Raw genomic sequence first — 24,149 nt, 5'->3', positions numbered from 1 at the left:
TTACTTTGCCGTCGGATTGAAATGTTCGTTTAACATATTTTTTAGTCCATCGGGAAGCTCATTTATCACGAGCTTATCTCCAGTAAAGCAATATTTAGCACCATGGTCTTTACCCAGATCATCTTTATCAAAGATGATTTGTAAGTCGTCCCCCTTATACACAATATGTGTCATTTTCTGGAGTTTTGACTTATTGACCACGAATTCATATGGTACACCAATCTCGTCACTATTTAAATGCTCGACAAGATTTTCTGCATGCTTATCTGCACTATCAGCAGGGAAAAATTGCCTCGCAATCTTCTCTATCTCTGAAAGCTTAGCAGAGTCTTGGGTGTCCCGCTTACTTTCAAGGTAGTCATAAAGCTTGGAGCGTAATGGTATTGCGTAGTCTTTTAAGTCATCATTTTGCTTGAAATACGCAACGCTTTCAGTAACAACAGCCTGGGTAGCTCGTGCTGATGGTGCTCCAGCCTGACATCCGAAAGCTAGGATAAAGTAACCCGAAGTTTTATTACTAGCAGGGCTTACAAAACTAAGGTAATTAACGTCTTGTCGCTCTAGGTCATTTGCACTTTGATATTCGCCATATTTTTCAAAGCTTATCTTTGATGCTTGATGAAGGCGACTTAAATCAATATATTCTAAGTCCTCAATACTTAGCTCACCGGTTATTTTATAACCCGGTTTTTGTTTGATCATTGCGGTGATGAAATAACGAATATCATTGCTTATGTAGTCAGCAAATAGTATGTAGCCGCCACTGGCAAGTAATGTGTTCTCTGCTCTTGTAAAGAGCTCATCCATACCCACCAATGATATATCCCGAAAATTATCATCTGTAGAATTTTGAAGGTTATAATATTGGTCAAATGCGGAAGGAAAGTCCCCTTTTCCTTCTCCTGTTTTAAAAACCCCATATTGTGCACTATTGTTTTTCTTTCCGTATAACTCTACAACACCTTCTACCAAACTAATAATAGAAGGATTGGTTGCATCGATAACCTTATCCCTGATTACGGAAGGTTTAATTCCCTCTCTTTGTTCTTTTACCAGTTCATGTATAATTACTTTATTTAAAATGATACCCATTATTGTCTCGCATTGAATTGTTTTTAATGAGGCTACGCCTATCCATTCAGTCAATAGTGTAATATATTTTTACAAGTTAATCCTTAGCTTTCGTAGGGCTAAAAGTACTGTGTTTTCACATGTTACTTCTTCATTTTTGGATTCTGCATGAGAAAAAGTGTCTGCTGTCCCTGGGCATGTACCACTAATTTTTTTAAAAACACCCTCAGCATACCTAATGTTACTAAATAAATCGCCTAGCCATTCATGTAGATCAGATTCATTTTTTAATTTAAATACAAGACCTTGAAATGGTTCTTCAGCTTGATATGTATTGCCATGTTTATCTTTAGTTCTTCTCAGCTTTCGCTGAATCTCAACTATAAAAATTGACATCGAATCAATAACTATTCTTATGACAAGAAAGCCTCGAGCCTGTGTTTTCAATGAGTTAATGTAAACCCAGTTTCGTATGCTAGTCTCTATATCGTCATAAATTGAGAACTCTTTAGCTGGAATAAGTGCAAACTCATCGTGATCTGAGAATGTCTGGTCAGCACAATACCACGAAACAGATTTAACTCTTTGTGGATATTTTTGTTTTAGATATTTCATTGCATTCCACATATCGCGAAGAATACCATGTGTTTCTAGGGTTTGTACTGCATGTATCGATGCATAACCAGTAGAACCATTTGATCCCACTGGCTCTCCCGCAGAATAGTTTGTTGCGTCAAGACCCTCTCCTTTGCTTCCTGCCATAGACTTTGACTCTTTATTCCGAATATCAATCACATATCTTGGCTTTCCGGTAAGAATAAAGTCTTCATCATGAAGTTCAATCGCTGATACGGCATGCTGTGGATCAATATCACCAGTTAGATCAATAATAGATGGTGGTGTTATCAAGTGTTTTCTCGGGGTGCCCGCCCATGCCTTTGGAGTCAAATTTTCTCCTTTGGTTAAGGGGTTGTTTGGATTTTCTCTCGAACGTTCAATATCAAGCCCCCCCGGTTCACCACAACCAACTACATGCAAGGCCAAAAAGCTTTTGCCATCATCAAACGGGATTCCTCTAACAATTAACTTGGTTTTCTCTTGAAACCAAGGATTGATTTTTAAAAATATTGGGCCACGTTTAGACGGATCTTTTTTATTACTAGATGCTGTGCTTATAGTGCTAAAAATTAATTTTGCCTGCTTCTCTGCATATTTGTCATACTTCAGGTGAGCTAAAAACACAACATCGCTATTAACAAAGCGACGTTTAAGTTTTACCTTCCAAACGCCATTAACTTCTGGCTCATTTATGGTGGCATAAAACCTATCGATAACCCCATCACCAGGTACATCCCATGCGTAAGTGGTCAGTACCCTTTTTATTTCTGAAGAGCGACCGTAGCATCGAGAAAAAAACTCTAAGCATGGAATGACTAATTTCCCTTTAGAGGGTAAATCAAATTCAATCATCCAATTGCTGTCTGGCTGATAACCTAACTTGTAAAGTTCTGGAGGGAATGGAGGGGTAATATTGTGACTCTTTGCATAAAAGAAAGAGTTATTTCTATAGTTACCAAATGAAAAATCAACGATAAACTCGGCTTGTTCAAAAATCATTGCGTAATGTGATACGTTTTTTTCCCAAACACTCCCAATTTTTATTTGTCCTAACCAAGTTATAGGAACTTCTTTTTGTGAATAATAGTCACTTAGCATTCCATTCGTTAGTTCTCTGAAAATAATCTTCACATGGGGTTGAGAACCTTTTAATGGATTTGTGTGTACACCATGATACCACCATGCAACTTTCGGCTTGTCATCCTCAAAGAGCTCACCTAGAAGCTTAATAACTTGAGAGTATCTCTTTAATGGGTAAGGGTTTTTTGTTGCCATCACATCGCTCTAAGTATCAAACGCATCCTCATTTCCTTATACTTCGTATTGAATGCTTGTCGCAATAATTTTCATACCATTATTGGTGACTTTGTTCACATCAAGAGAAAATTATCTATGAATAGCACTTGTAGGGGCTTGGGGCTGAACTCAAGCGAGATAAGGATTGAAGATACCCTTCAACCCACTACAATTTGGGGGGTGGGTTAAGATACAGTGCATACCCATACTTGTGGAAATGCAGGAAATGTTATGGAAAAAGAGGTGTTTAGCAGATTTCAAGTGGCTGATTACCTGACTAGCGTCAGGGAGGCAGAAGCTTACATTGAAGCTGCAAAAGAGGAAAATGACCCAGTACTACTGGCTGCAGCTCTTGAGGATGTTCGTCAGGCTATATTGACTAAAAAATCCGAGCAGTCTCATGTGGGCGAGTAATAGAGTTTCATACCAGATCTGACGGTAGGCCAACTTTTCATGGTTTTGAATACCCCATCACGGATGTAATAGTGTTATGCCAACTGGCGAGATCTACGTCCATTGGATAACATCCAAGAGCAATAAAATGTCATACCGCCCTGTTTTATTGTTCCCTGAACCTATTTAACAGAACGTTTGATTATGCTCAGTCAGACCTGTAGGTAGAACAAAGGGGCCAGAGGCCCCTAGGCTGCTAGATTAGTTTTTTATCGTGGTGGATGCCCCTGAACTGTCGAGGCTTTTTTGCTGAAACCTTGGTGTTCCATTGTAGTCCTAAGCTCACACTTCCCGTTACTCAAGCTCTCTCCAATTTCGCCTTCTGTAACCGTAAGTTCTAGGCTAGTCCCATCCCTATGACTTGCCGTCACGAAGCAGCGTTCTTGTGCTGGGAGCTTCTTTTGATCCTTGAAAAACTGAATCAGTGCGTCTTTAGACTCAATACTGGGAATTATGAACACCTCAAATCGAGCTGATGGCGGGCGTTTTGGAGTTACGTGGAAACACCGAATTTCACCAACAGAGGGAACGTATAGCCTGTCACCGTCTCGGCTGTCATAGGCATTAGTCATGGAGATATCCTTGTAAAAAATGAAAATTGGCTTGGCTGGCTAAGGTTTAGCCATGCCAGATTTGAGAACAGCAGGTATATGCCTGTATTCGTAGTACGTGGGTACTTAAAGCAAAGCAAGGAGCTGATGCCGATAAAGCTAGCTATCGGCATCTTTTGCAACGTTGCTTGCATGATTAGGACGTGGCACTTTTTAGACACTAACAGCACAAAAGAGATCGTATCCCTCGCCTGTGGCTGGCGTGAGCATGGTTGTCTGGGAATTCCCCCCGTATTACTGGACGGAGAGGCTGTCGTTCAATAGATATTTGTACCGGATTCAGACGGTAAACCAACGGGGCGTGGCTACGGCCTAAGTAAGGATGAATCTTTATTGCTCGGTATGACACTTTGATACTTGGTATGGCACTTTATTACTCGCCCACATCTCAATACGACAATGATGCTCAATAAGTAGATACCCCCGAGTATTTGTGGTGCCACTCGGTGCTTTTCGATTCGAGGGTCTGACAATGGGTATGTATGAGTTACATCGCAGCTAATTTTAAGGTTGTCGCGAAATATTCTATATATGACAGCCACCGCCCACCAGCGCCACCGCCGAGGCGCTGTGGTGGGGTGTGCGGTATGGTCTGTGGTGCCAGTGGCCGGCGCGCGGAGTGAGGCCCCCGATGGAGTGGATGGCGGCGGTCTGCTGCGCCTCCTGCTCGCTCAGCGGCGGCAGAATGCCGGGCAGACGGCTCGCCAGCATGCTCTTGCCGGTGCCGGGCGGGCCGATGAACAGCAGGTTGTGGCTGCCGGCGGCGGCAATCTCCAGCGCCCGTTTGGCCTGTGACTGGCCGATCACATCCTGTAGATCCGGTACATCGGGCAGGCTCTCCGCGCTTTGTTGATCCGGCAGTGGCAGCTCGTACTGGCCGGCCAGCCAGGCGGTGACGGCCAGCAGTTGGTGAGCGGTGCGCACCTCGGCATCCTGAATAAGGGAAGCTTCGGGGCCGTTCTCCCGCGGTACCAGCAGGGTGCGCCCCGCATCGCGGCAGGCGAGTACGGCAGGCAGTACGCCGAGCACGGGACGAATTTCGCCGGTCAGGGCCAACTCCCCCAAAAATTCGTGATCGAGCAGATATTTTGCGGGTATCTGCTTGGAAGCGGCGAGAATTCCGATGGCGATGGCCAGATCGAAACGGCCCCCCTCCTTGGGCAGATCGGCGGGGGCCAGATTGACAGTGATGTGTTTGCTCGGGAACTCGAAATTGCCGTTGAGCAGGGCGCTGCGCACCCGATCCCGCGACTCTTTCACCGAGGTTTCCGGCAGGCCGACCATGTTGAAGGCGGGCAGGCCGTTGGAGAGGTGAACTTCCACTGTAACTTGCGGGGCCGCGATCCCGAGGCTGGCACGGCTATAAACCACAGCTAATGACATAAATCCCGTCCTTGAGTTGATATATGTTCTGACTAACTGCTTATTGTTGGTTTTTTATTCCATAGTTCCGGCTGAGGAATAGCCAAAATCAGTGGGTTGTCACAGAAAAAAGGCTTGCCCAATAAAAATCACCGTGCTAGTTCTAATAGCCATTCGCGGTAGAAACCGCCCCAATTTCACAGGATTTCCGGTTGTAACTATGAACATGGCCTCCCGTTTCGTCAGCATTATTGTGGTCCTAGTGGTGATTATTATCTCACCGCTCGGGGCTCGTTTAGCTGCACGGAACAAGGGATAGACCCACCACCGGACAGAACGAAACAAGCGACCCCCGAGCCTCACAGCTCGGGGGTTTTTTTTCGACCAAAGGACAGGATTTTCCACATGAACGGCGCGCAGTTTTTGGTACAGGCTCTCAAGAAACAGGGTGTGACCCAGGTGTTTGGTTACCCGGGCGGAGCCATCATGCCGGTCTACGATGCCCTGTATGACGGTGGTCTGGCCCATCAGCTATGTCGCCACGAGCAGGGCGCCGCCATGGCTGCGGTCGGTTATGCCCGCGCCTCCGGTCAGGTGGGGGTCTGCATCGCCACCTCCGGCCCCGGCGCCACCAATCTGGTGACCGGTCTGGCGGAGGCGCTGCTCGACTCGGTGCCGTTGGTGGCCATCAGCGGTCAGGTGCCCTGTGCCGCCATCGGCACCGATGCGTTTCAGGAGGTCGACGTACTCGGCATGTCCCTCTCCTGCACCAAACACTCCTTTATGGTGACTGATGCCGCCGATCTGGGGCGGGTGCTGGCAGAAGCTTTCGCCATCGCCACCGAAGGGCGCCCCGGCCCTGTGCTGATCGATCTCCCCAAAGATGTGCAGCTGGCCGCCGTGCCGCCCCAGAGCCCGCTGTTTGCGGTGGAGGAGCCCGAGCATCTCAATCCGGCCGAGCTGACGGCCGCCCGCACCCTGCTGGCTGCCGCCGAGCGTCCGGTGCTCTATGTCGGTGGCGGAGTGGGCATGGCCAATGCCGAGCAGCAGTTGCGTGACTTTGCCGCCGCCACCGGCATGCCAGCGGTCACCACTCTCAAGGGGATCGGCGCGCTCGACCCCGACAGTACCGTTTATCTGGGCATGCTCGGCATGCACGGCACCAAGGCGGCCAACTATGCGGTGCAGCAGTGCGATCTGCTGCTGGTGGTGGGCGCCCGTTTCGACGATAGGGTGACCGGCAAGCTGGAGGAGTTTGCCCCCGAGGCCAAGGTGATCCATCTCGATGTGGATGCCGCCGAGTTCGGCAAGCGCCGCGCCGCCGAGGTGGGTATCACCACGGATCTCAAGCAGGTGTTGCCACGCCTCGCCATGACTCTCGACATTGCCCCCTGGCGTGAACACTGCGCCGCCATGGCCCGCGAATATGCGTTTCGCTACGACCATCCGGGTCAGGCCATCTATGCCCCGGCTCTGCTCAAACAGCTATCTGCCAAGTTGCCGGAGAGCAGCGTGGTCGCCTGCGACGTGGGTCAGCACCAGATGTGGGTGGCCCAGCACATGCGTTTCACCAGCCCGCGCAACCACCTCTCCAGCGCCGGTCTCGGCACCATGGGTTTCGGTCTGCCCGCCGCCATCGGCGCCAAGATGTCGCGCCCGGAGGATGAAGTGGTGCTGGTAAGCGGTGACGGCTCTTTCATGATGAACGTACAGGAGCTCGGCACCATCCGCCGCGCCCAGCTCAAGGTGAAGATGGTGCTGCTGGATAACCAGCGCCTCGGCATGGTGCGCCAGTGGCAGGAGCTGTTCTTCGACGGCCGCTACAGCGAGACCATCCTCTCCGACAACCCCGATTTCGTCGCCCTGGCTGCCGCTTTCGGCATTCCGGGTGAGACCATCACATGCAAGGAGCAGATAGCCGGAGCCCTCGATCGTCTGCTGGCAAGCGAGAGTGCCTACCTGCTGCATGTGGCTATTTCAGAGGAAGAAAACGTCTGGCCCCTGGTTCCGCCGGGAGTCGCCAACCACCAGATGATGGAGCAACGCCCATGAACCCGCACACCCTTGCCCAGCCAGCATTTGCACAACACACCCTGCATATCCACGCCCAGCCCAGACCCGAAGTGATGGAGCGGGTACTGCGGGTGGTGCGCCACCGCGGCTTCAATCTCTGCGCCTTGAATATGGAGCAGGATTGCCAACAGCTGCGGATCACGGTTACTGTCGAGTCGGTGCGTCCCATCCAGCAGTTGTGGAGCCAGCTGGTGAAGCTGGTGGACGTCTCCCGGGTCGATGCACTGGAACAGCAACCCCGGATCAGAGCTTAAGGAGCCAAGCCAATGTCACAGCCTTCCCAATCCGCCACTCACCCCCAATACATCTGGTTCAACGGCAAACTGGTGCCTTGGCAGGATGCCCAGGTGCACGTGATGAGCCACGCCCTGCACTATGGCTCCTCGGTGTTCGAGGGGGTACGCGCCTACGATACCCCCAAGGGCACCTGCATCTTCCGTCTGCAGGAGCATACTCGCCGCCTGTTCGACTCCGCCAAAATCTACTGGATGGACGTCCCCTACAGCGAGTCCGAAGTGAATGAAGCCTGCCGCACCGTGGTGCGCGAGAACGGCCTGAAGAGCGGCTACCTGCGCCCGCTGGCCTTTGTCGGCAGCGTGGGGCTGGGGCTGCATCCGCCGCTGGATGCCAAGGCTGACCTGATGGTTGCCGCTCTGCCGTGGGGCGCTTATCTGGGGGAAGAGGGGCTGAAAAACGGGGTGGATGTGTGCGTCACCTCATGGAACCGGCTCGCGCCCAACACCATTCCCACCGGCGCCAAGGCGGGCGGCAACTACCTCTCCTCCCAGCTCATCAGCCGCGAGGCAAAGCGCAACGGCTTTGCCGAGGGGCTGGCGCTGGATGTGAACGGCTACCTGAGCGAAGGGGCGGGGGAGAACCTGTTTCTGGTGAAGAACGGCGTGCTGTTTACCCCGCCCGCTACCGCCGCCATCCTGCCCGGCATCACCCGTGACACCATCATGACGCTGGCGCGTGACTTGGGTTACGAGGTACGCGAGCAGGCGTTGCCCCGTGAGGCGCTCTATGTCGCAGACGAAATCTTTATGACCGGCACCGCCGCCGAAGTGACCCCGGTGCGCTCCGTCGATCGGATGAAGGTAGGGGCTGGCAGCCGTGGCCCGGTGACCGAGCGGCTGCAGAACGCCTTCTTCGGCCTTTTCAATGGCAAGACCGAGGACAAGTGGGGTTGGCTGACGCCCGTCAATGACTGATGAGAGAGGGGAGGCGCTGTGCCTCCCCGAGTCGCTTCCGGTGAGTGCTTCCCAGAGGAGTCTTCACCAGGATCGATTCCGATCCACTCGTATCATCACCGCATAACGCATCGAGCCCATATGGGCATTCAGGGAGTAGAGACAATGCCGAAGTTGAGATCCGCCACCACCACCCACGGACGTAACATGGCCGGGGCCCGCGCCCTGTGGCGTGCCACCGGAATGACCGATCAGGATTTCGGCAAACCCATCATCGCCGTGGTCAACTCCTTCACCCAGTTCGTACCGGGCCACGTCCACCTCAAGGATCTGGGCCAGCTGGTGGCGCGCGAGATTGAAGCCGCTGGCGGCGTCGCCAAGGAGTTCAACACCATCGCCGTGGATGACGGCATCGCCATGGGCCACGGCGGCATGCTCTACTCCCTGCCGTCGCGGGAGCTGATTGCCGATTCGGTGGAGTATATGGTCAACGCCCACTGCGCCGACGCCATGGTCTGTATTTCCAACTGCGACAAGATCACCCCGGGGATGCTGATGGCCGCCCTGCGCATCAATATCCCGGTGATCTTCGTCTCCGGCGGCCCGATGGAAGCGGGCAAGACCAAGCTCTCCGACCAGATCATCAAACTGGATCTGGTGGACGCCATGATCCAGGGCGCCGATCCCAAGGTATCGGACGCCCAGAGCGAGCAGGTGGAGCGCAGCGCCTGCCCCACCTGCGGCTCCTGCTCCGGCATGTTTACCGCCAACTCCATGAACTGTCTGACCGAGGCGCTTGGCCTCTCCCAGCCGGGCAACGGCTCCATGCTGGCGACCCACAGCGACCGCGAGCAGCTGTTCAAGCTGGCGGGCCAGCGCATCGTGACTTTGGCCAAGCGCTGGTATGAGCAGGACGATGCTTCGGCACTGCCGCGCAATATCGCCACCAAGGCGGCGTTCGAGAACGCCATGGCGCTGGATATTGCCATGGGCGGCTCCACCAATACCGTGCTGCACCTGTTGGCGGCGGCGCAGGAGGCCGGTGTCGACTTCACCATGGCCGATATCGACCGCATGTCGCGCAAGGTGCCGCAGCTCTGCAAGGTGGCGCCCTCCACCCAGAAATACCATATGGAAGATGTGCACCGCGCCGGTGGGGTGGTCGCCATTCTGGGCCAGCTGGAGAAAGCGGGTCTGGTGCATGGGGATGCCCGTACCGTGCTGGGTTGCACCCTCGTCGAACAGCTCAATGAATATGACGTCAGCCGCCAGCCAAGTCAGGAGGTGGTGGACTTCTACCGCGCTGGCCCTGCCGGCATCCGCACCACCAAGGCGTTCAGTCAGGATTGCCGCTGGCCGGAGCTGGATCTGGACCGTGCCGAAGGGTGCATCCGCTCGCTGGACAACGCCTACAGCCAGGAGGGTGGTCTGGCGGTGCTCTCTGGCAACCTCGCTGTCAATGGCGCCATCGTCAAGACTGCCGGGGTGGATGAGGAGAACCTCACCTTCCGTGGCCCGGCCCGGGTGTTCGAGAGTCAGGAGAGCGCGGTGAACGGCATCCTCGACGGTACCGTGAAAGCGGGCGAGGTGGTGGTGATCCGCTACGAAGGGCCGAAAGGGGGCCCGGGCATGCAGGAGATGCTCTACCCCACTACCTATTTGAAATCCATGGGATTGGGCAAGGCGTGTGCCCTGATTACCGACGGCCGCTTCTCCGGCGGCACCTCGGGTCTCTCCATTGGCCACGTCTCGCCGGAGGCCGCTTCCGGCGGCACCATAGGTCTGGTGGAGGATGGCGACATCATCAGCATCAACATCCCGGCCCGCAGCATGGTGCTGGAGGTGGCCGATAGCGTGCTGGCTGCCCGCCGCGTCGCCGTCGAGGCTCGGGGCTGGAAGCCGCTCGATCGTCAGCGTCAGGTCTCCTTTGCCCTGCGCGCCTACGCCATGTTCGCCACCAGCGCCGACAAGGGCGCGGTGCGCGATCGCACCCTGTTGGGGGAATAAATCATGGTCTCTGCGGCTGATTATCTACGCAAGGTGTTGCTCTCTCCCGTCTATGAGGCGGCGCGGGTCACCCCCTTGCAAACCCTGAAGAAACTCTCCGAGCGACTCGGCAACCATGTCAGCCTGAAGCGGGAGGATCTGCAACCGGTCCACTCCTTCAAGCTGCGCGGCGCCTACCACAAGATCGCCACCCTGACCGAGGAGCAGAAGGCGCGCGGCGTTATCGCCGCCTCTGCCGGCAACCACGCGCAGGGGGTCGCCCTGTCGGCCGCCAAGCTCGGCATCAAGGCGATCATAGTGATGCCCAAGACCACGCCGGACATCAAGATCGATGCGGTGCGCCGTCAGGGCGGCAACGTCATGCTGTTTGGCAACAGTTTCGACGAGGCCTACGGCGAGAGCCGCCGCCTCGCCACGCTTGAGGGCTACACCCTGATCCCGCCGTTTGACGATGTCGAGGTGATCGCCGGGCAGGGCACCATCGGCAAGGAGCTGCTGGAGCAGGATACCCATCTCACCCACGTCTTCGTGCCGGTGGGTGGCGGCGGACTGGCCGCCGGGGTGGCGGTCTACATCAAACAGCTGCTGCCGGATGTGAAGGTGATCGGGGTGGAGGCGGAGGGCTCCGCCTGTCTCAAGGCCGCGCTGGCGGCCGGCGAGCCGGTCAATCTGGAGCGGGTCTCGCTGTTTGCTGACGGTGTAGCGGTCAAGCGGATCGGCGAGGAGACCTTCCGCCTGTGCAACCAGTATCTGGACGAGGTGGTGACCGTCTCCAACGACCAGATCTGCGCCGCGCTGAAAGACATCTTCGATGACTGCCGCGCCATTGCCGAGCCGTCGGGCGCCCTGTCGCTGGCGGGCCTCAAGGCCTACAGCGAGCGGGAGCAGGTCAAAGGGGGGCGGATGGCGGCCATTTTGTCCGGCGCCAACGTCAACTTCCACAGCCTGCGCTACGTGTCGGAGCGCTGCGAGATCGGCGAGAAGCGCGAGGGCATGCTGGCGGTGACCATCCCCGAGCGCAAGGGGGCCTTCCTCGACTTCTGCCGTCAGCTCGGGCCGCGCATGGTGACCGAGTTCAACTATCGCTACGCCGATGCCGAGCAGGCGTCGCTGTTCGTCTCGGTGCGCCTCACCGGCGGTGACGAGGAGCTCGGCCAGATCATCGATCAGCTCGGCGGCAACGGCTACCCGGTGGTCAACATGACCGAGAGCGAGCTGGCCAAGAACCACGTGCGCTACATGATTGGCGGCCGTCCGGCCCGGCCCCTCGGCGAACGTCTCTACAGCTTCAAGTTTCCGGAGCAGCCTGGCGCTTTGATGCGTTTTCTCGAGACCCTGGGCTGTCGCTGGAACATCAGCCTGTTCCACTACCGCAACCACGGTGCCGACTACGGCCGGGTGCTCTGTGCGTTCGAGCTGCCGGACGAGGACGTGGCCGCCTTCCACGACTACCTGCACGAGATTGGCTACGGCTGGAAAGAGGTGAGCGACGACCCTGCCTACCGACTGTTTCTGGCCAGTTGATGGCGCGATCGCGATGAAGAAGGAGGGAGACGTTGGCCTCCCTTTTTTATTGGCAGGCCACTAACTGGCTGTTTTTAGCGCAGATATTGCAGGCAAGTTCACACTCCTGATGGCTTGGTCATTTGAGGCTGGCAGTGGATGGGATAACCTGAATGCGGCGAGGCCGCCTGACGGCTTCACACAGGGAGAGTGCGCATTCAGGCGCCTAAACGACTTATTGCAGAGGCTGAACATGAATAAATCGATGCTTGCCGTGTTGGTCGGCGGATTGCTGGCTGCGGGCGCCGTGCAGGCGGCTGCTCAGGACAACACCTGGTATGCCGGTGGCAAGGCCGGTTGGTCAAACTACTACGGTGTAGATAAAAACCAGGATATCGCCAGTGCCTTCAATGCTGTAGGCAACAACAGCGAGGACAAGAACGATCTGGGGTTGGGTGTATTCGCCGGTTACCAGCTCAATCCCAATCTCGGGTTTGAACTGGGCTACGACTGGCTCGGCAAGTACAAGATGAGTGGCGGCAGCGGGGTGACGACACTCGATGGCGAGGCGAAGAGCCAGCTGGTACAGGCCACAATGAAGATCAGCTTCCCGGCGACCAGTGCTCTTGATCTCTATGGTCGTCTGGGTGGTGGCTATGCCTGGACGGATAGCAAGATCAGCTTTGGCGGCGCGAGCGATACCGGCAAGAAACATGGTGCCGCCTTTGTCGGGGCGCTGGGGGCCGAGTACACCATCGACCAGAACTGGGCGGCGCGGCTGGAGTATCAATACACCACCCCGCTGGGCGACACCTCCATCGATCGTTCAGGCATCGAGCTGGACAACGGCTTGCTGGCGTTTGGCATGCTCTATCGTTTCGGCCAGCAAGGGGAGGCCGCCCCGGCTCCAGCTCCGGTAGTTGCCGCCCCGGCTCCGGCCGTGGTGGTAGCACCCAAGGAGTTCAGCCTGAGCTCCGACGTGCTGTTCGAGTTCAACAAGGCGACCCTCAAGCCGGCCGCCAGCGAGGCACTTGACGCTCTGTTCAGCCAGATCGTGGCCGCCAATCCGAAGGACGGAGTGGCCACCGTGATCGGCTATACCGACCGCATCGGTTCCGACAATTACAACCTCGCCCTCTCCGAGAAGCGGGCCCAGAGTGTGGCCAGCTATCTGGTGGCCAAGGGACTCTATGCCGACAAGGTTCGGGTCGAGGGGCGTGGCAAGGCCAATCCGGTGACTGGCAACAGCTGTGCCAGCCACTCCAAACAGGCGCTGATCGCCTGTCTGGCGCCGGATCGCCGGGTCGAAGTCCATCTGGAAGGGGTTTCCCATCCGGCTCAATAAGATGGCAAGAAAAGCGGGAGGCCTGGCCTCCCGTTTTTTTATGGACAACAGGTCGTGCAAGACAATGAATCAGCGAATATTTTCGATATGGAAAATATCGGTGATATGGGAGGTAAATAAATAGATGAAAAAATATCGATTTAAACTTTGCTCCCGCAGAGCCTTTTGGTTAGAATCCCTGCGTGTTATCAACAGATGGATGAATATTATGGACTGCGACAGTTGTAGCCGATTGCAAATCGCGATGCGGGTTTACCAGAGCTGAGGCCGAATATTCTCTCTTTTCCTCCTCACTCTGATTGCTCGAACGTAGCATTAGAGTGCAGCATTTCAATGAGTCACCAATGACTCCCGCAACAGCCAAGGCCCCGTTTTAACAGGGATTGCCGTTGCAAACCGGATTGTTCCACTCATCTGCGAGCCGCACCGCCTCGCGAATCATGTAATCGCACGCTTCATCGTCGCCCCTGTTGCGCCGCAAGTCCGTGTTGCCGTCGAGCAGCATCTGACTGGCCGCTGTGCAGCCGGAGCGCGAGCGGGCGTCGAAGAACAAGATGAATTCTACCATATTGAAAACGGCTCTGTTTTCGATAGGCGTGGTTGCAAATAAATATATATTGGATGTGTGTGAAATATATATTTGGTGGTTTTTATTTTCCGCTGAAATATATTCCATGGTCTGTCACTTCTCTGTGAATGGCCAAATGAAATATGCCTGATATTATTTGACTCGCGCCATTATCTTGTAGTTCGCAATTGTTATCCTGATTTTCATTATCACTTACTGACACTGCTGGCGGATACCCATATCCGGCCATGTGCCCTGGCAAACTCGGAGGAAAATCGATGACCGAAGAGCCCAAACCTAGACCCTCGGGGTCCACGCCTCCCCACTCCTGATCCCCCTGCGGGGACGGGATGCGGTGTCCTGACCCCTGATCTGACCCAACCATGCTGGTTAGCGCGACGGCAGACATTTGTCTGACGGGCCGCCCCGTGCGCGGCGATTGAGCGCATCGGCAGCGTGTTGGGTTCACAGCCTTCGATATCAGTACTGACGCCAGGCCAAGCCCGCGACGGGGCCCGCTTGCGCGTAAAAATCAGGATAAAGAGTCATGAAACAACAACATACCGCCAGCCGGCACAAGCAGAAGGGCTTTGTTGCGCCGGGCACGCAGAGAGAGAAAATATCCTCCCGGGTGCTCGACGAGGCCGATAAATCCCTCGAGTACACCCTCACCGCCGTGCGCAGCAACATCGACGGTCTGACCGCGACCGAGGCAGCCAACCGGCTGGCCGAGTTCGGTCTCAACGAGGTGAATCACGACAAGCCGCCCCATGCGCTGATCCAGCTGCTGCAGGCGTTCAAGAACCCCTTTGTAATGGTGCTGATCGCGCTGGGTCTGGTCAGCTACGTCATGGATGTACTGATGGCCGAACCGGGTGACGAGGATTGGGTCAAGGTGATTATCCTCGGCGTGATGGTCAGCCTGAGCGGCCTGCTCCGTTTCTGGCAGGAGTATCGCTCCGCCAAGGCGGCCGAGGCGCTCAAGTCACTGGTACGCAATACCGCCACCGTGCAGCGCCGTCCCTCGCCGGGGGCGACACCCCAGCGCAAGGAGGTGGCGATGACCGAGCTGGTGGTCGGTGACATAGTGCACCTGCAGGCGGGGGATATGATCCCGGCCGACATCAAGCTGATCGAATCCCGCGATCTCTTCATCAGCCAGGCAGTGCTGACCGGCGAAGCGCTGCCGGTCGAGAAGTACGACACCTTGGGCGCCGTGGCCGGCAAGTCGGCGGAAGGCACCGGTGCTGGCGATGGCGGGATGCTCGATCTGCCCAACATCTGCTTTATGGGGACCAACGTGGTGAGCGGTACCGCCCGCGCCGTGGTGGTGGCCACCGGCAGTGATACCTACTTCGGTTCGCTGGCCCGCAACGTGGTGAGTCACAAGCGTATCGAAACCAGCTTCGATCGCGGCGTAAACAGCGTCACCAGGCTGCTGATCCGCTTCATGCTGGTGATGGTGCCCATTGTCTTTATGCTCAACGGCATCAGCAGTGGCGACTGGATGTCGGCGCTCACCTTCGCGCTGGCGGTGGCGGTGGGCCTTACCCCAGAGATGCTGCCGATGATTGTCTCCGCCAACCTGGCGCGTGGCGCGGTGGCCATGGCCAAGCGCAAGGTGGTGGTGAAGCGGCTCAACTCGGTACAGAACTTCGGTGCCATGGACGTGCTCTGCACCGACAAGACCGGCACCCTGACCCAGGACAAGATCATCCTCGAGCACCACTACGATGTGCGTGGCAACCGGGACGACCGGATCCTGCAGCTGGCCTGGCTCAACAGCTTTCACCAGAGCGGCATGAAGAACCTGATGGATATCGCGGTGATCGAACACGCCGATGCCCTGGGTGAGAGCTGCAAGCCGGCCAACTATGGCAAGGTGGACGAGCTGCCGTTCGACTTCGTGCGCCGTCGTCTGTCGGTGATAGTGCAGGACGATCTGGGCCAGCAGCTGATGGTCTCCAAGGGGGCGGTGGAAGAGATGCTGGCCGTCTCCGGCCATATCGCCGATGGCAAGGAGATCCGCGCACTGACCGACGCCGATCGCCGTGCCCTGTTGCGCCAGAGTGAGGAGTTCAACGCCGAGGGCTATCGGGTACTGATCGTGGCAACCCGCGAGATCCCGGCGGGCGAGCGCAAGCAGAGCTATCGCACCAGTGACGAGGTCAATCTGGTGGTGCGCGGCTTCCTCACCTTCTTCGATCCGCCCAAGGATTCGGCTGCACCAGCCATCCGCGCGCTGAACGACTATGGCGTGGCGGTCAAGGTGCTGACCGGTGACAACCCCATCATTACCAGCAAGGTGTGTCGCGATGTGGGGCTGGAGCCCGGCGTGCCGCTGCTCGGTAAGGATATCGAAGGGATGGACGACGTGGCGCTCTGCGAAGCGGTCAAACAGACCACCATCTTCGCCAAGCTCACCCCGCTGCAGAAGTCGCGGGTGGTGAAGGCACTGCAGGCCAACGGCAACACCGTTGGTTTCCTCGGTGACGGCATCAATGACGCGCCGGCGCTGCGGGATGCGGACGTGGGGATCTCGGTGGATAGCGGTGCCGACATCGCCAAGGAGACCGCCGACATCATCCTGCTGGAGAAGAGCCTGATGGTGCTGGAGGAGGGGGTAATCAAGGGGCGCGAGACCTTTGGTAACATCTTGAAGTACCTCAACATGACCGCCAGCTCCAACTTCGGCAACGTATTCTCGGTGCTGGTCGCCTCCGCCTGGCTGCCCTGGGCACCCATGCTGGCGATGCAGATGCTGATCCAGAATCTGGTGTATGACGTTTCCCAGATGCTGCTGCCGTGGGACAAGATGGATCCCGAGTTCCTCAAGCGGCCGCGCAAGTGGGAGGCGAGCAACATCAAGCGCTTCATGCTCTGGCTTGGCCCAACCTCGTCGGTGTTCGATATCAGCACCTACTGCCTGATGTGGTTTGTGTTCGGTGCCGGGGCCCTCTATGCCACCGCCAACGGCAGCATGGATCCGCTGGTCAACGGTCAGGCCATCATGAACTCCGGCTGGTTTATCGAGGGGCTGGTGTCGCAGACGTTGGTGGTACATATGCTGCGTACCCGCAAGATCCCGTTCCTGCAGAGTACCGCTACCCTGCCGGTGCTGCTCTCCACCTCGATCGCCATTGCCATCGGCTGCTACCTGCCGTTCTCGCCTGTAGCTGAGCACTTCGGCTTCATCACTCTGGATGGGCCCAAGTACTTCATGTGGCTGGTGATCACCATGCTGGCCTACATGGGGCTGACCCAGACCGTCAAGACCATCTACATCAAGCGCCACGGCCAGTGGTTCTGATGACGTGCTAGCTGACGGGCCGGTGTGATCCCGGCGCGACAGAAAAAAGAGAGCCAGCCCGCGCAAGCGGACTGGCTCTCTCTATTTGGTGTGACCCGACTCCCTTGTTGGCGAGTACCGGTCTGTGGCTCAGAGCTTGAACAGCGGGCGCAGGCGAATACCGATCAGGCTGCCGGCGAGGGCCATCAGCATCCAGACCCAGCCGTGCAGGCTGCCGGAGGCGGTACCGTCGAAGAAGCCGCCGAGGTTGCAGGCGCTGTACATGGCGCCCATCCCCATCAGCAGGCCGCCGAGGATGGATGCCAGACTGTTGCCGATCCGCATCGGGGCGAAGTTACCACCACCGTTAATGCAGCGCGCCAGCATGGCCCCCAGAATGCCGAGCCAGAACATGCCGACCATGGGATTGATGAAGAGTGGCTGGGCCAGCTTGGGGTTGCCCTCGAACAGGCCGAACAGAGAGGCGCCGCGCAGCGCCATGTCATAGACGGCGCCGGTGATGGTCCAGGCCGAGCCGTGCAGGGCGACGACAGTGGAGTTGAGTATGGCGATGATGATGCCGCCGGTCAGCACGGTGAAGCGGCCATCGCGCCAGAACAGATTGCCGCCGCTGAAGAGGGGCTTGAGCTCGCCGGTGCGCTTGAGTTCGCTGTTGCGAAACAGCAGGAACAGCGCGGCGACCAGCGCCAGGTTGAGCAGCATGCCGCTCCAGATATTGCCGGTCAGATCCTTGGCCAGCACTACATGGCTGGAGAAGGTGGCCTCCAGTTCGGGGCGGAACTGGTTGCTGATGAGGGTGCCGATGCCGTAGCAGATCAGCACCAGCCAGAAGCGGGGTTGCCCCTCGCCGCAGCAATAAAGAGTACCGGTGGCACAGACGCCTGCCAGTTGCATACCGATGCCGAACAGGAAGGCACCGACGATGAAAGGAATGCCGATAGCCATCACATTACCCACCATGGCATCGCCAAACAGGGCGTGACTAAAGGAGAGGAAGGTGGTGAATAGCAGAATTTCGATGGCGATGGTGAGCAGGTGAACCCGCACATAGTAGCTGTTGCGCTTGGTCAGCATCTCGCGCCAACCGAACACGATGCCGAAGCGGCTGAAGGAGAGGGTGAAGCCGAAGCCGAATCCGATCAGGGCCATCAGAGCCCATTTCATACCAAAGGTGTTGCCGAGCCAGAGTAACGCTCCCCCCGCGATTGCCACGATGGGGAGCGACCATTTTCGATTCATGCCAGTTGATCCTTGTAGTTGGTTATTGGAGGGGCGGATCCTATTCCCTCAGGGAGTCCAACACCACCCATTTTGCCAATGATTGAAAAAATGGGCGGTGGAGTCGCTCGGCTATGGCCGACCGGGTGATTCAGTGCTGCAGAGTGTCGAGATGGAAATGACGGGTCTGTTTGGTCAGGATGCGGGCATGCTGGGCCACCATGGTCGCCTCTTCGGCGGCGTGGCTGGCGTTTTGATTTACCTCGGTTGCCAGTCGGGACAGTTCGCTAACCTGATGATGGATCCCCTGCACAAGCCGGGTTTCATCGCCTATCAGCTGATCGACCTGAGCGATGCGCTGGTTGATCTCCTCGCAGCTCTGTTCTATCCGGGCGACGCTCTGGCGTGCTGTCACCGCGTTGGTGACCGCCTGTTCGACCCGAGTCAGTTCGGTATCCATCTCGTTGGCGGCGCGCTGGCTGACATCCTGGATCTTGCCGATGATGGTATTGATCTCGGTAGTGGCGCTGCCGGTGCGGGTCGCCAGCGAGCGGACTTCATCGGCCACTACGGCAAAACCGCGCCCCTGTTCGCCTGCCCGGGCTGCTTCAATCGCGGCGTTGAGCGCCAGCAGATTGGTCTGCTCCGCAATATCGTGAATGGCGCCAGCCAGCCCGGCAATCTGCTGCGAGAGGCCAGCCAGATCTGAAATGGTGCTGGATACCCGCTTCACTCCAGTGGCTTGCTCCTCGATCACCTGCTCCACGGTGCGCATGGCGCGCGATGCTTCTTGTGCCCGCTCGGCTGACTGGAGGGTTCGGTCCCCCACTTGATGGAGTTGGCTACCCGCCTGCTCGATGGAGTTAGTGAGCTGTTCGATAGCCTGTTCGATATGTTGAGCTGCCCCGACCTGCGCCTGGCTGTCATCGGTGTACCGTTGTGCCATCGACGTCAGGTTTGTGGCACGATCATCGAGAGTGCTGGCGCTGCGCTGCAGCGACTCGACCAGGGTGGCAAGCTGATCGCGCATGGTTCCGATCTGGCGGATTAGCTCGCCGATGGCATCGAGGCCAGGTTCCGGCATGGGACGGTTCAATTCCCCTTCGGCAATGGCGGCGGTAGCCTTGCCGGCGGCCATCAGGCGCTGCTGGGTGGGTCGCCCCAGCCAGAAGATGAGTCCGCCGCCCAGCAGAGCAGCGCACAGCAACAAGCCATAGCAGAGCCGGGTTGTACTGGCGAGATGGGCCATCTGCTCGGCGGCATACTGGTTGCCGCTGATGACGGTGGCATCTACTCCGATCCGGTGGGCGTTATAGAGGGTTCGCAGGCGTGCGGCGATGGCACCCGCCTGTACCAAATCGCCTGTCTTGATTGCGGGTACAAATTGCGTATTGAGCAGTTGCCAGAACAGCTCCCCCTGCTGTTTCTGTTCCCCCAATAGCAGCAGCTTGAGTGGCTCGTTCAGGTTGCTCTCCTGCCAGAAGCGGTTGCGCTCTTCGAACTCTTTTTGCAGGCGTGCGAGAGTCTGTAGCAACCCCTCCCGCTCCTCCGGTTTGGCATGGAGCAGGGTATAGACCTGCAGTTGGGATTCGATGAGATAGAGCGGAGGTGGCAGGATGTCGGCGACCACGTCCTTGCCTTGTCCCATCTGATCGGCTGCACTTCTGACTGAATAGAGGCCAAAAAAGCTGATGGATATCAGCACGATAATGACCAGCACCCCAAGCAGCTGGCTAAAGAGCAGTGAACGATCGTGAATTTGCCTGAACATGATGCCTCCATGCGGTGTTGTCCATGGATAGCATAGCTTCATTATCAGGAAGGTGATTCAATCGTGACTGGCGTGAGATGACGAGAAAAATTCTGCTGCCGAGGTTTGCCCCGGCACGACGGCCGGGGCAGGATGACAGGGTTTACTCTTTGGTCGGTGCAGACTTGGTGTTGCCGCTGCGCAGCCCATCCAGCGTAAAGATCACCAGTGCGCTCCAGATGCAGGCGAAGGTGATGAGCTTGTCCATTGCCAGCGCCTCACCGTAAAGGGTGACGGCCAGGATGAACATCATGCTGGGGCCTATGTACTGGAAGAAACCCAGGGTGGAGAGCTTGAGCCGGGTGGCGGCTGCGGTGAAGCAGAGCAGGGGAGCCGTAGTGACGGCGCCGGCGGCGATCAGCAGCAGGTTGAGCTGCCAGCCGTTCTCCGTCATGTGGCTGGTCGGGCTGTCGGCGATGCCCCACAGGTAGAAAGCGGCCGCAGGCAGCATGATGAGCGTCTCCAGCAGTAGGCCGGTGAGGGCATCAAGGGCCAGCTTTTTGCGCACCAGACCATAGAGGGCGAAGCTCGACGCCAGCACCAGCGCGATCCAGGGCAGGGAGCCGAAGGCGATGAGCTGGATTGCCACACCGATAAAGGCGAGGGCGACCGCCCACCACTGCAGGCGGCGCAGCTTCTCGCTCAGAAACAGCATGCCCAGCAGCACGTTGAACAGCGGATTGATGTAGTAGCCGAGGCTGGCATCCAGCATATGGCCGTTGTTGATGGCCCAGATGAACAGCAGCCAGTTGCCTCCCACCGTGAAGGAGGTAAAGGCGAGGGTAAGCAGCACTTTCGGCCGACGCAGCACCGCCTGCACCTTGTGCCACTGGCGGCCCAGCAGTACCAGCACCATCAGCAGGGCGCATGACCAGATCACCCTGTGGGTGAGGATCTCGATGGCCGGCACGGCGGCAATGGTTTTGAAATAGATCGGGGCTATGCCCCAAAGGGTATAGGCGCTCAGGGCGTAGATGATCCCCTCGCGCTGGGTCTGTTGCGACATGCAGATAGCCTTCACTGGAGTGCGGATGTTGGAAAAACATCGCAAAAAATCAGTGTAGCGATCCTTGTGCGGGGAAAGAAGCGAATAAAGCGCAGTCTGGGGGAGGAGGGGGATCAGCCTTTACCGCGGCGGATCTTGTCCACATCCATCAGCAGCCACAGCATCAGGGCGATAGCGGAGATCCAGGGGCCCCAGGTCACGTAGGCCTCGCCGTGCCCCAGCACGAAGAACAGCAGGGGCAAACCGATCACTAGAAACAGGACACTTCCCAGAAAAAATAGCATTTTTGTCTTTATATTTAATGGCTTGCTTATTTGATGATTATATCGATTGTGCCGCCTGATGGAAGACCGAAATGCAAAAGGGGGGATTTCTCCCCCCTTGCTGATGATGATGGCTGTTTATCCCCTTATTCGAGCTGGATCCAGGTACTTTTCAGCTCGGTATATTTCTCCAGCGCGTGCAGCGACTTGTCGCGACCGTTGCCGGACTGTTTGAAGCCGCCAAACGGCATGGTCATGTCGCCGCCATCCCAGTTGTTGACGAAGACGGTGCCGGCGCGCAGGGCGCGTGAGCCCTTGACCGCCTTGTTGAGATCCGCTGTCCAGATTGCCGCGGCCAGTCCGTAGTCAGTATCGTTGCCGAGCGCGATAGCCTCCTCCAGCGTATCGAAGCCGGTCACAGCCAGCACCGGGCCGAAGATCTCCTCGCGGAAGATACGCATCTGCGGAGTGACTTCATCGAAAATAGTGGGTTCGATATAGAAGCCGCCGCTCACTGTGTTGGTGCGGTTGCCGCCCAGCAGCAGCTTGGCCCCCTCCTGTTTGCCAATTTCGATATAGCGCAGCACCTGCTCCATCTGGATGTGATCCACCATGGCGCCGATGCGGGTAGCGGGGTCGAGCGGGTTGGCCGAGATCCACTCGCGGGCATGGGCCAGCAGTCGCTCCATAAATTGCGGCTTGATGCTGTTTTGCACCAGCAGCCGGGAGGCTGCGGTACACACCTCGCCCTGGTTGTAGAAGATGGCACCTGCGGCGCTTCTGGCGGCAGCGTCCAGATCGGGCACGTCAGCCAGAATGATGTTGGGGCTCTTGCCGCCGCACTCCATAAAGGCGCGCTTGAGGTTGGACTTGCCAGAGCACTCCACCAGATGCTTGCCGATTTTGGTGGAGCCGGTGAAGGTGATGCAATCCACATCCATGTGCATGGCCAGCGCCTCGCCTACGGTATGGCCAAAGCCGGGCAGCACGTTGAATACGCCGTCGGGAATACCCGCCTCCTTGGCCAGACCCGCGATGCGCAGGGCGGTCAGGGGGGACTTTTCGGAAGGCTTGAGGATCACCGAGTTGCCGGTGGCGAGCGCCGGGCCCAGCTTCCAGCAGGCCATCACCAGCGGGAAGTTCCAAGGCACGATGGCGGCGACCACCCCGAGTGGTTCGCGGGTCACCAGCGCCAGAGCGGACTCCTCGACCGGTGCGACCTGATCGTAAATCTTGTCGATCGCTTCGGCGTTCCAGGCGATGCAGTTGGCAGCGGCCGGAGCGTCATAGCCCATGGCATCGCCGATGGGTTTGCCCATGTCCAGCGACTCCAGCAGCGCCAGCTCCAGTTTGTTGAGGCGCATCAGTTCGGCGAAGCGCTGCATGATCTGCTTGCGCTGTTTCGGTGGCAGGCCGCTCCAGCGTTTATCATCGAATGCGGCACGAGCGGCCTGTACCGCCAACTCGGCATCGGCGGCGTCGCAGGCGGCCACTTTGGTCAGCAGCTTGCCGTTGGCCGGGTTGATGCAGTCGAAGGTGGCGCCATTGATGGCATCCCGATAGCTGCCATCGATAAAGGCTTGCGAGGGCAGGGTCAGGTGGGAGGCCTTGTGTTGCCACTGGGCCAGGGTCAGGTCACTCATGTTCACTCCTTGAACCGGCAAAAGTCACTATCCGCGTATCAATATGCTAAACATCCTGCCGCTTGTAAATCCATTATGTAACAATTCATTAAACATTGGGCTGTTTTTAACCGATGCCAGTCAGTTAGAAACTGGCGGGAGTATTGGCTGAAATCAGCACGCACTCCTGCTCGCCCACGTTGCGAAAACGGTGGGGGGTTCGGCTGTCGAAGTAGTAGCCATCGCCCGGCGTCAGCAGGTAGATCTGCTCGCCGACGGTCACCTCAACCTCGCCCTTGATGACGATGCCGCACTCTTCACCCTCGTGGCTCAGCATGTCGTCACCGGTGTCGGCTCCGGCAGGCAGGATCTCCTGCATCATGCCGATGGCGCGGTTGGCACGGCTGTGGCCTACCAGTCGGTAACTGATGGGATGGGTGCCGAGATCCGGCATATCGGCGGCGCGAAAGACCACTTCGGAGTCCATTTCGGTCTCGTCGGTAAAGAAGCTGGCCAGCGACATGGGGATCCCTTCCAGCACCTTGCGCAGGGAGGCAACCGACGGGCTCACCTGATTTTTCTCGATCTGGGAGATGAATCCGTTGGTTACGCCGGAGCGTTTGGCCAGCTCGCGCTGGGAGAGGCCGGCTTTGGTGCGAACCGCCTTGAGGCGGTGGCCGATATCCATCGATAGACACTCCTTGACTGTTTACTATTATTAAATTTGTGTTAAATATCTTATACCACCCCGTTCAGCACAGCTAGTTGGGGTGAGATCAGATAGGGCCATAATGAGCCCTTTTTTAAGAATTCAGGTGTTTAA

General features: G+C 57.0%; 17 protein-coding genes and 1 pseudogene. 8 read left to right on the top strand and 10 right to left on the bottom strand.

The annotated features are described in order from the left end of the window. Together AAHA39_RS12250 and AAHA39_RS12245 are read right to left on the bottom strand one after the other, a co-directional pair. A complete protein-coding gene (locus AAHA39_RS12250; protein WP_320655753.1) occupies positions 1-1,092 on the bottom strand; it encodes a nucleoid-associated protein in 1,092 nt (363 codons plus the stop codon). A 69-nt stretch (positions 1,093-1,161) separates the two neighbouring features. Beyond that, a complete protein-coding gene (locus tag AAHA39_RS12245) occupies positions 1,162-2,964 on the bottom strand; it encodes a hypothetical protein (RefSeq protein ID WP_320655752.1) in 1,803 nt (600 codons plus the stop codon). A gap of 252 nt (positions 2,965-3,216) precedes the next feature. Between AAHA39_RS12245 and AAHA39_RS12240 the strand changes: the two genes are divergently transcribed. Then, positions 3,217-3,399 (top strand): helix-turn-helix domain-containing transcriptional regulator, encoded by a 183-nt coding sequence (locus AAHA39_RS12240; protein ID WP_320655751.1) that lies wholly within the window; start codon positions 3,217-3,219, stop codon positions 3,397-3,399. A 1,181-nt stretch (positions 3,400-4,580) separates the two neighbouring features. Here AAHA39_RS12240 and AAHA39_RS12235 read toward each other — a convergent pair. Further along, positions 4,581-5,432: pseudogene (locus tag AAHA39_RS12235) on the bottom strand (YifB family Mg chelatase-like AAA ATPase); the annotation flags it as partial. Between the two features lie 384 nt (positions 5,433-5,816). Between AAHA39_RS12235 and ilvG the strand changes: the two are divergent. The 6 genes from ilvG (at position 5,817) to ompA (ending at position 13,529) form a co-directional block, all read left to right on the top strand. Next, the gene (ilvG, locus tag AAHA39_RS12230; protein ID WP_320655750.1) at positions 5,817-7,463 is read left to right on the top strand and encodes an acetolactate synthase 2 catalytic subunit; all 1,647 of its coding nucleotides are present in this window, start codon (positions 5,817-5,819) and stop codon (positions 7,461-7,463) included. Next, on the top strand, positions 7,460-7,738 hold the full coding sequence (gene ilvM / locus AAHA39_RS12225) for an acetolactate synthase 2 small subunit (protein WP_005342011.1): 279 nt from the start codon (positions 7,460-7,462) through the stop codon (positions 7,736-7,738). Before ilvG ends, ilvM begins: the two co-directional genes overlap by 4 nt. 12 nt (positions 7,739-7,750) lie before the next feature. Next, a complete protein-coding gene (locus AAHA39_RS12220) occupies positions 7,751-8,695 on the top strand; it encodes a branched-chain amino acid transaminase (protein ID WP_320655749.1) in 945 nt (314 codons plus the stop codon). 144 nt (positions 8,696-8,839) lie between these two features. Beyond that, the gene (gene ilvD, locus AAHA39_RS12215) at positions 8,840-10,681 is read left to right on the top strand and encodes a dihydroxy-acid dehydratase (RefSeq protein WP_236765218.1); all 1,842 of its coding nucleotides are present in this window, start codon (positions 8,840-8,842) and stop codon (positions 10,679-10,681) included. Positions 10,682-10,684: 3 nt separating this feature from the next. Then, on the top strand, positions 10,685-12,205 hold the full coding sequence (ilvA, locus tag AAHA39_RS12210) for a threonine ammonia-lyase, biosynthetic (RefSeq protein ID WP_201913314.1): 1,521 nt from the start codon (positions 10,685-10,687) through the stop codon (positions 12,203-12,205). A gap of 232 nt (positions 12,206-12,437) precedes the next feature. Continuing rightward, positions 12,438-13,529 carry a porin OmpA gene (gene ompA / locus AAHA39_RS12205; protein ID WP_320655748.1) on the top strand — a complete coding sequence of 364 codons (1,092 nt, stop codon included), beginning with the start codon at positions 12,438-12,440 and terminating at the stop codon, positions 13,527-13,529. 373 nt (positions 13,530-13,902) lie between these two features. On the opposite strand, the gene AAHA39_RS12200 is transcribed toward ompA, so the two are convergent. After that, entirely contained in the window at positions 13,903-14,205 is a 303-nt protein-coding gene (locus AAHA39_RS12200; protein WP_320655747.1) for a hypothetical protein, read from the bottom strand. A 439-nt stretch (positions 14,206-14,644) separates the two neighbouring features. On the opposite strand from AAHA39_RS12200, the gene mgtA reads away from it, so the two are divergent. Further along, on the top strand, positions 14,645-17,407 hold the full coding sequence (mgtA, locus tag AAHA39_RS12195; protein ID WP_320655746.1) for a magnesium-translocating P-type ATPase: 2,763 nt from the start codon (positions 14,645-14,647) through the stop codon (positions 17,405-17,407). Between the two features lie 129 nt (positions 17,408-17,536). On the opposite strand, the gene AAHA39_RS12190 is transcribed toward mgtA, so the two are convergent. The 6 genes from AAHA39_RS12190 to AAHA39_RS12165 form a co-directional block, all read right to left on the bottom strand. Next, positions 17,537-18,571, bottom strand: a complete 1,035-nt coding sequence (locus tag AAHA39_RS12190; RefSeq protein ID WP_320655773.1) for a YeeE/YedE thiosulfate transporter family protein — start codon at positions 18,569-18,571, stop codon at positions 17,537-17,539. Between the two features lie 205 nt (positions 18,572-18,776). After that, positions 18,777-20,396: a methyl-accepting chemotaxis protein gene (locus AAHA39_RS12185; protein WP_320655745.1), complete on the bottom strand. Its 1,620-nt coding sequence runs from the start codon at positions 20,394-20,396 to the stop codon at positions 18,777-18,779. A 142-nt stretch (positions 20,397-20,538) separates the two neighbouring features. Beyond that, the gene (gene rarD / locus AAHA39_RS12180) at positions 20,539-21,441 is read right to left on the bottom strand and encodes an EamA family transporter RarD (RefSeq protein ID WP_071913728.1); all 903 of its coding nucleotides are present in this window, start codon (positions 21,439-21,441) and stop codon (positions 20,539-20,541) included. A 113-nt stretch (positions 21,442-21,554) separates the two neighbouring features. Beyond that, positions 21,555-21,725: a hypothetical protein gene (locus tag AAHA39_RS12175; RefSeq protein WP_005341999.1), complete on the bottom strand. Its 171-nt coding sequence runs from the start codon at positions 21,723-21,725 to the stop codon at positions 21,555-21,557. A gap of 125 nt (positions 21,726-21,850) precedes the next feature. Continuing rightward, positions 21,851-23,347 carry an aldehyde dehydrogenase gene (locus tag AAHA39_RS12170; RefSeq protein ID WP_043850693.1) on the bottom strand — a complete coding sequence of 499 codons (1,497 nt, stop codon included), beginning with the start codon at positions 23,345-23,347 and terminating at the stop codon, positions 21,851-21,853. A gap of 124 nt (positions 23,348-23,471) precedes the next feature. Beyond that, entirely contained in the window at positions 23,472-24,014 is a 543-nt protein-coding gene (locus AAHA39_RS12165; RefSeq protein ID WP_041209486.1) for a cupin domain-containing protein, read from the bottom strand. Between the last annotated feature and the right edge of the window lie 135 nt (positions 24,015-24,149).

The organism is Aeromonas sp. SE22, assembly GCF_038739755.1.
GTDB classification, from domain to species: Bacteria; Pseudomonadota; Gammaproteobacteria; order Enterobacterales; family Aeromonadaceae; genus Aeromonas; species Aeromonas jandaei.
This window is presented reverse-complemented; position numbering and strand designations above follow the sequence as displayed.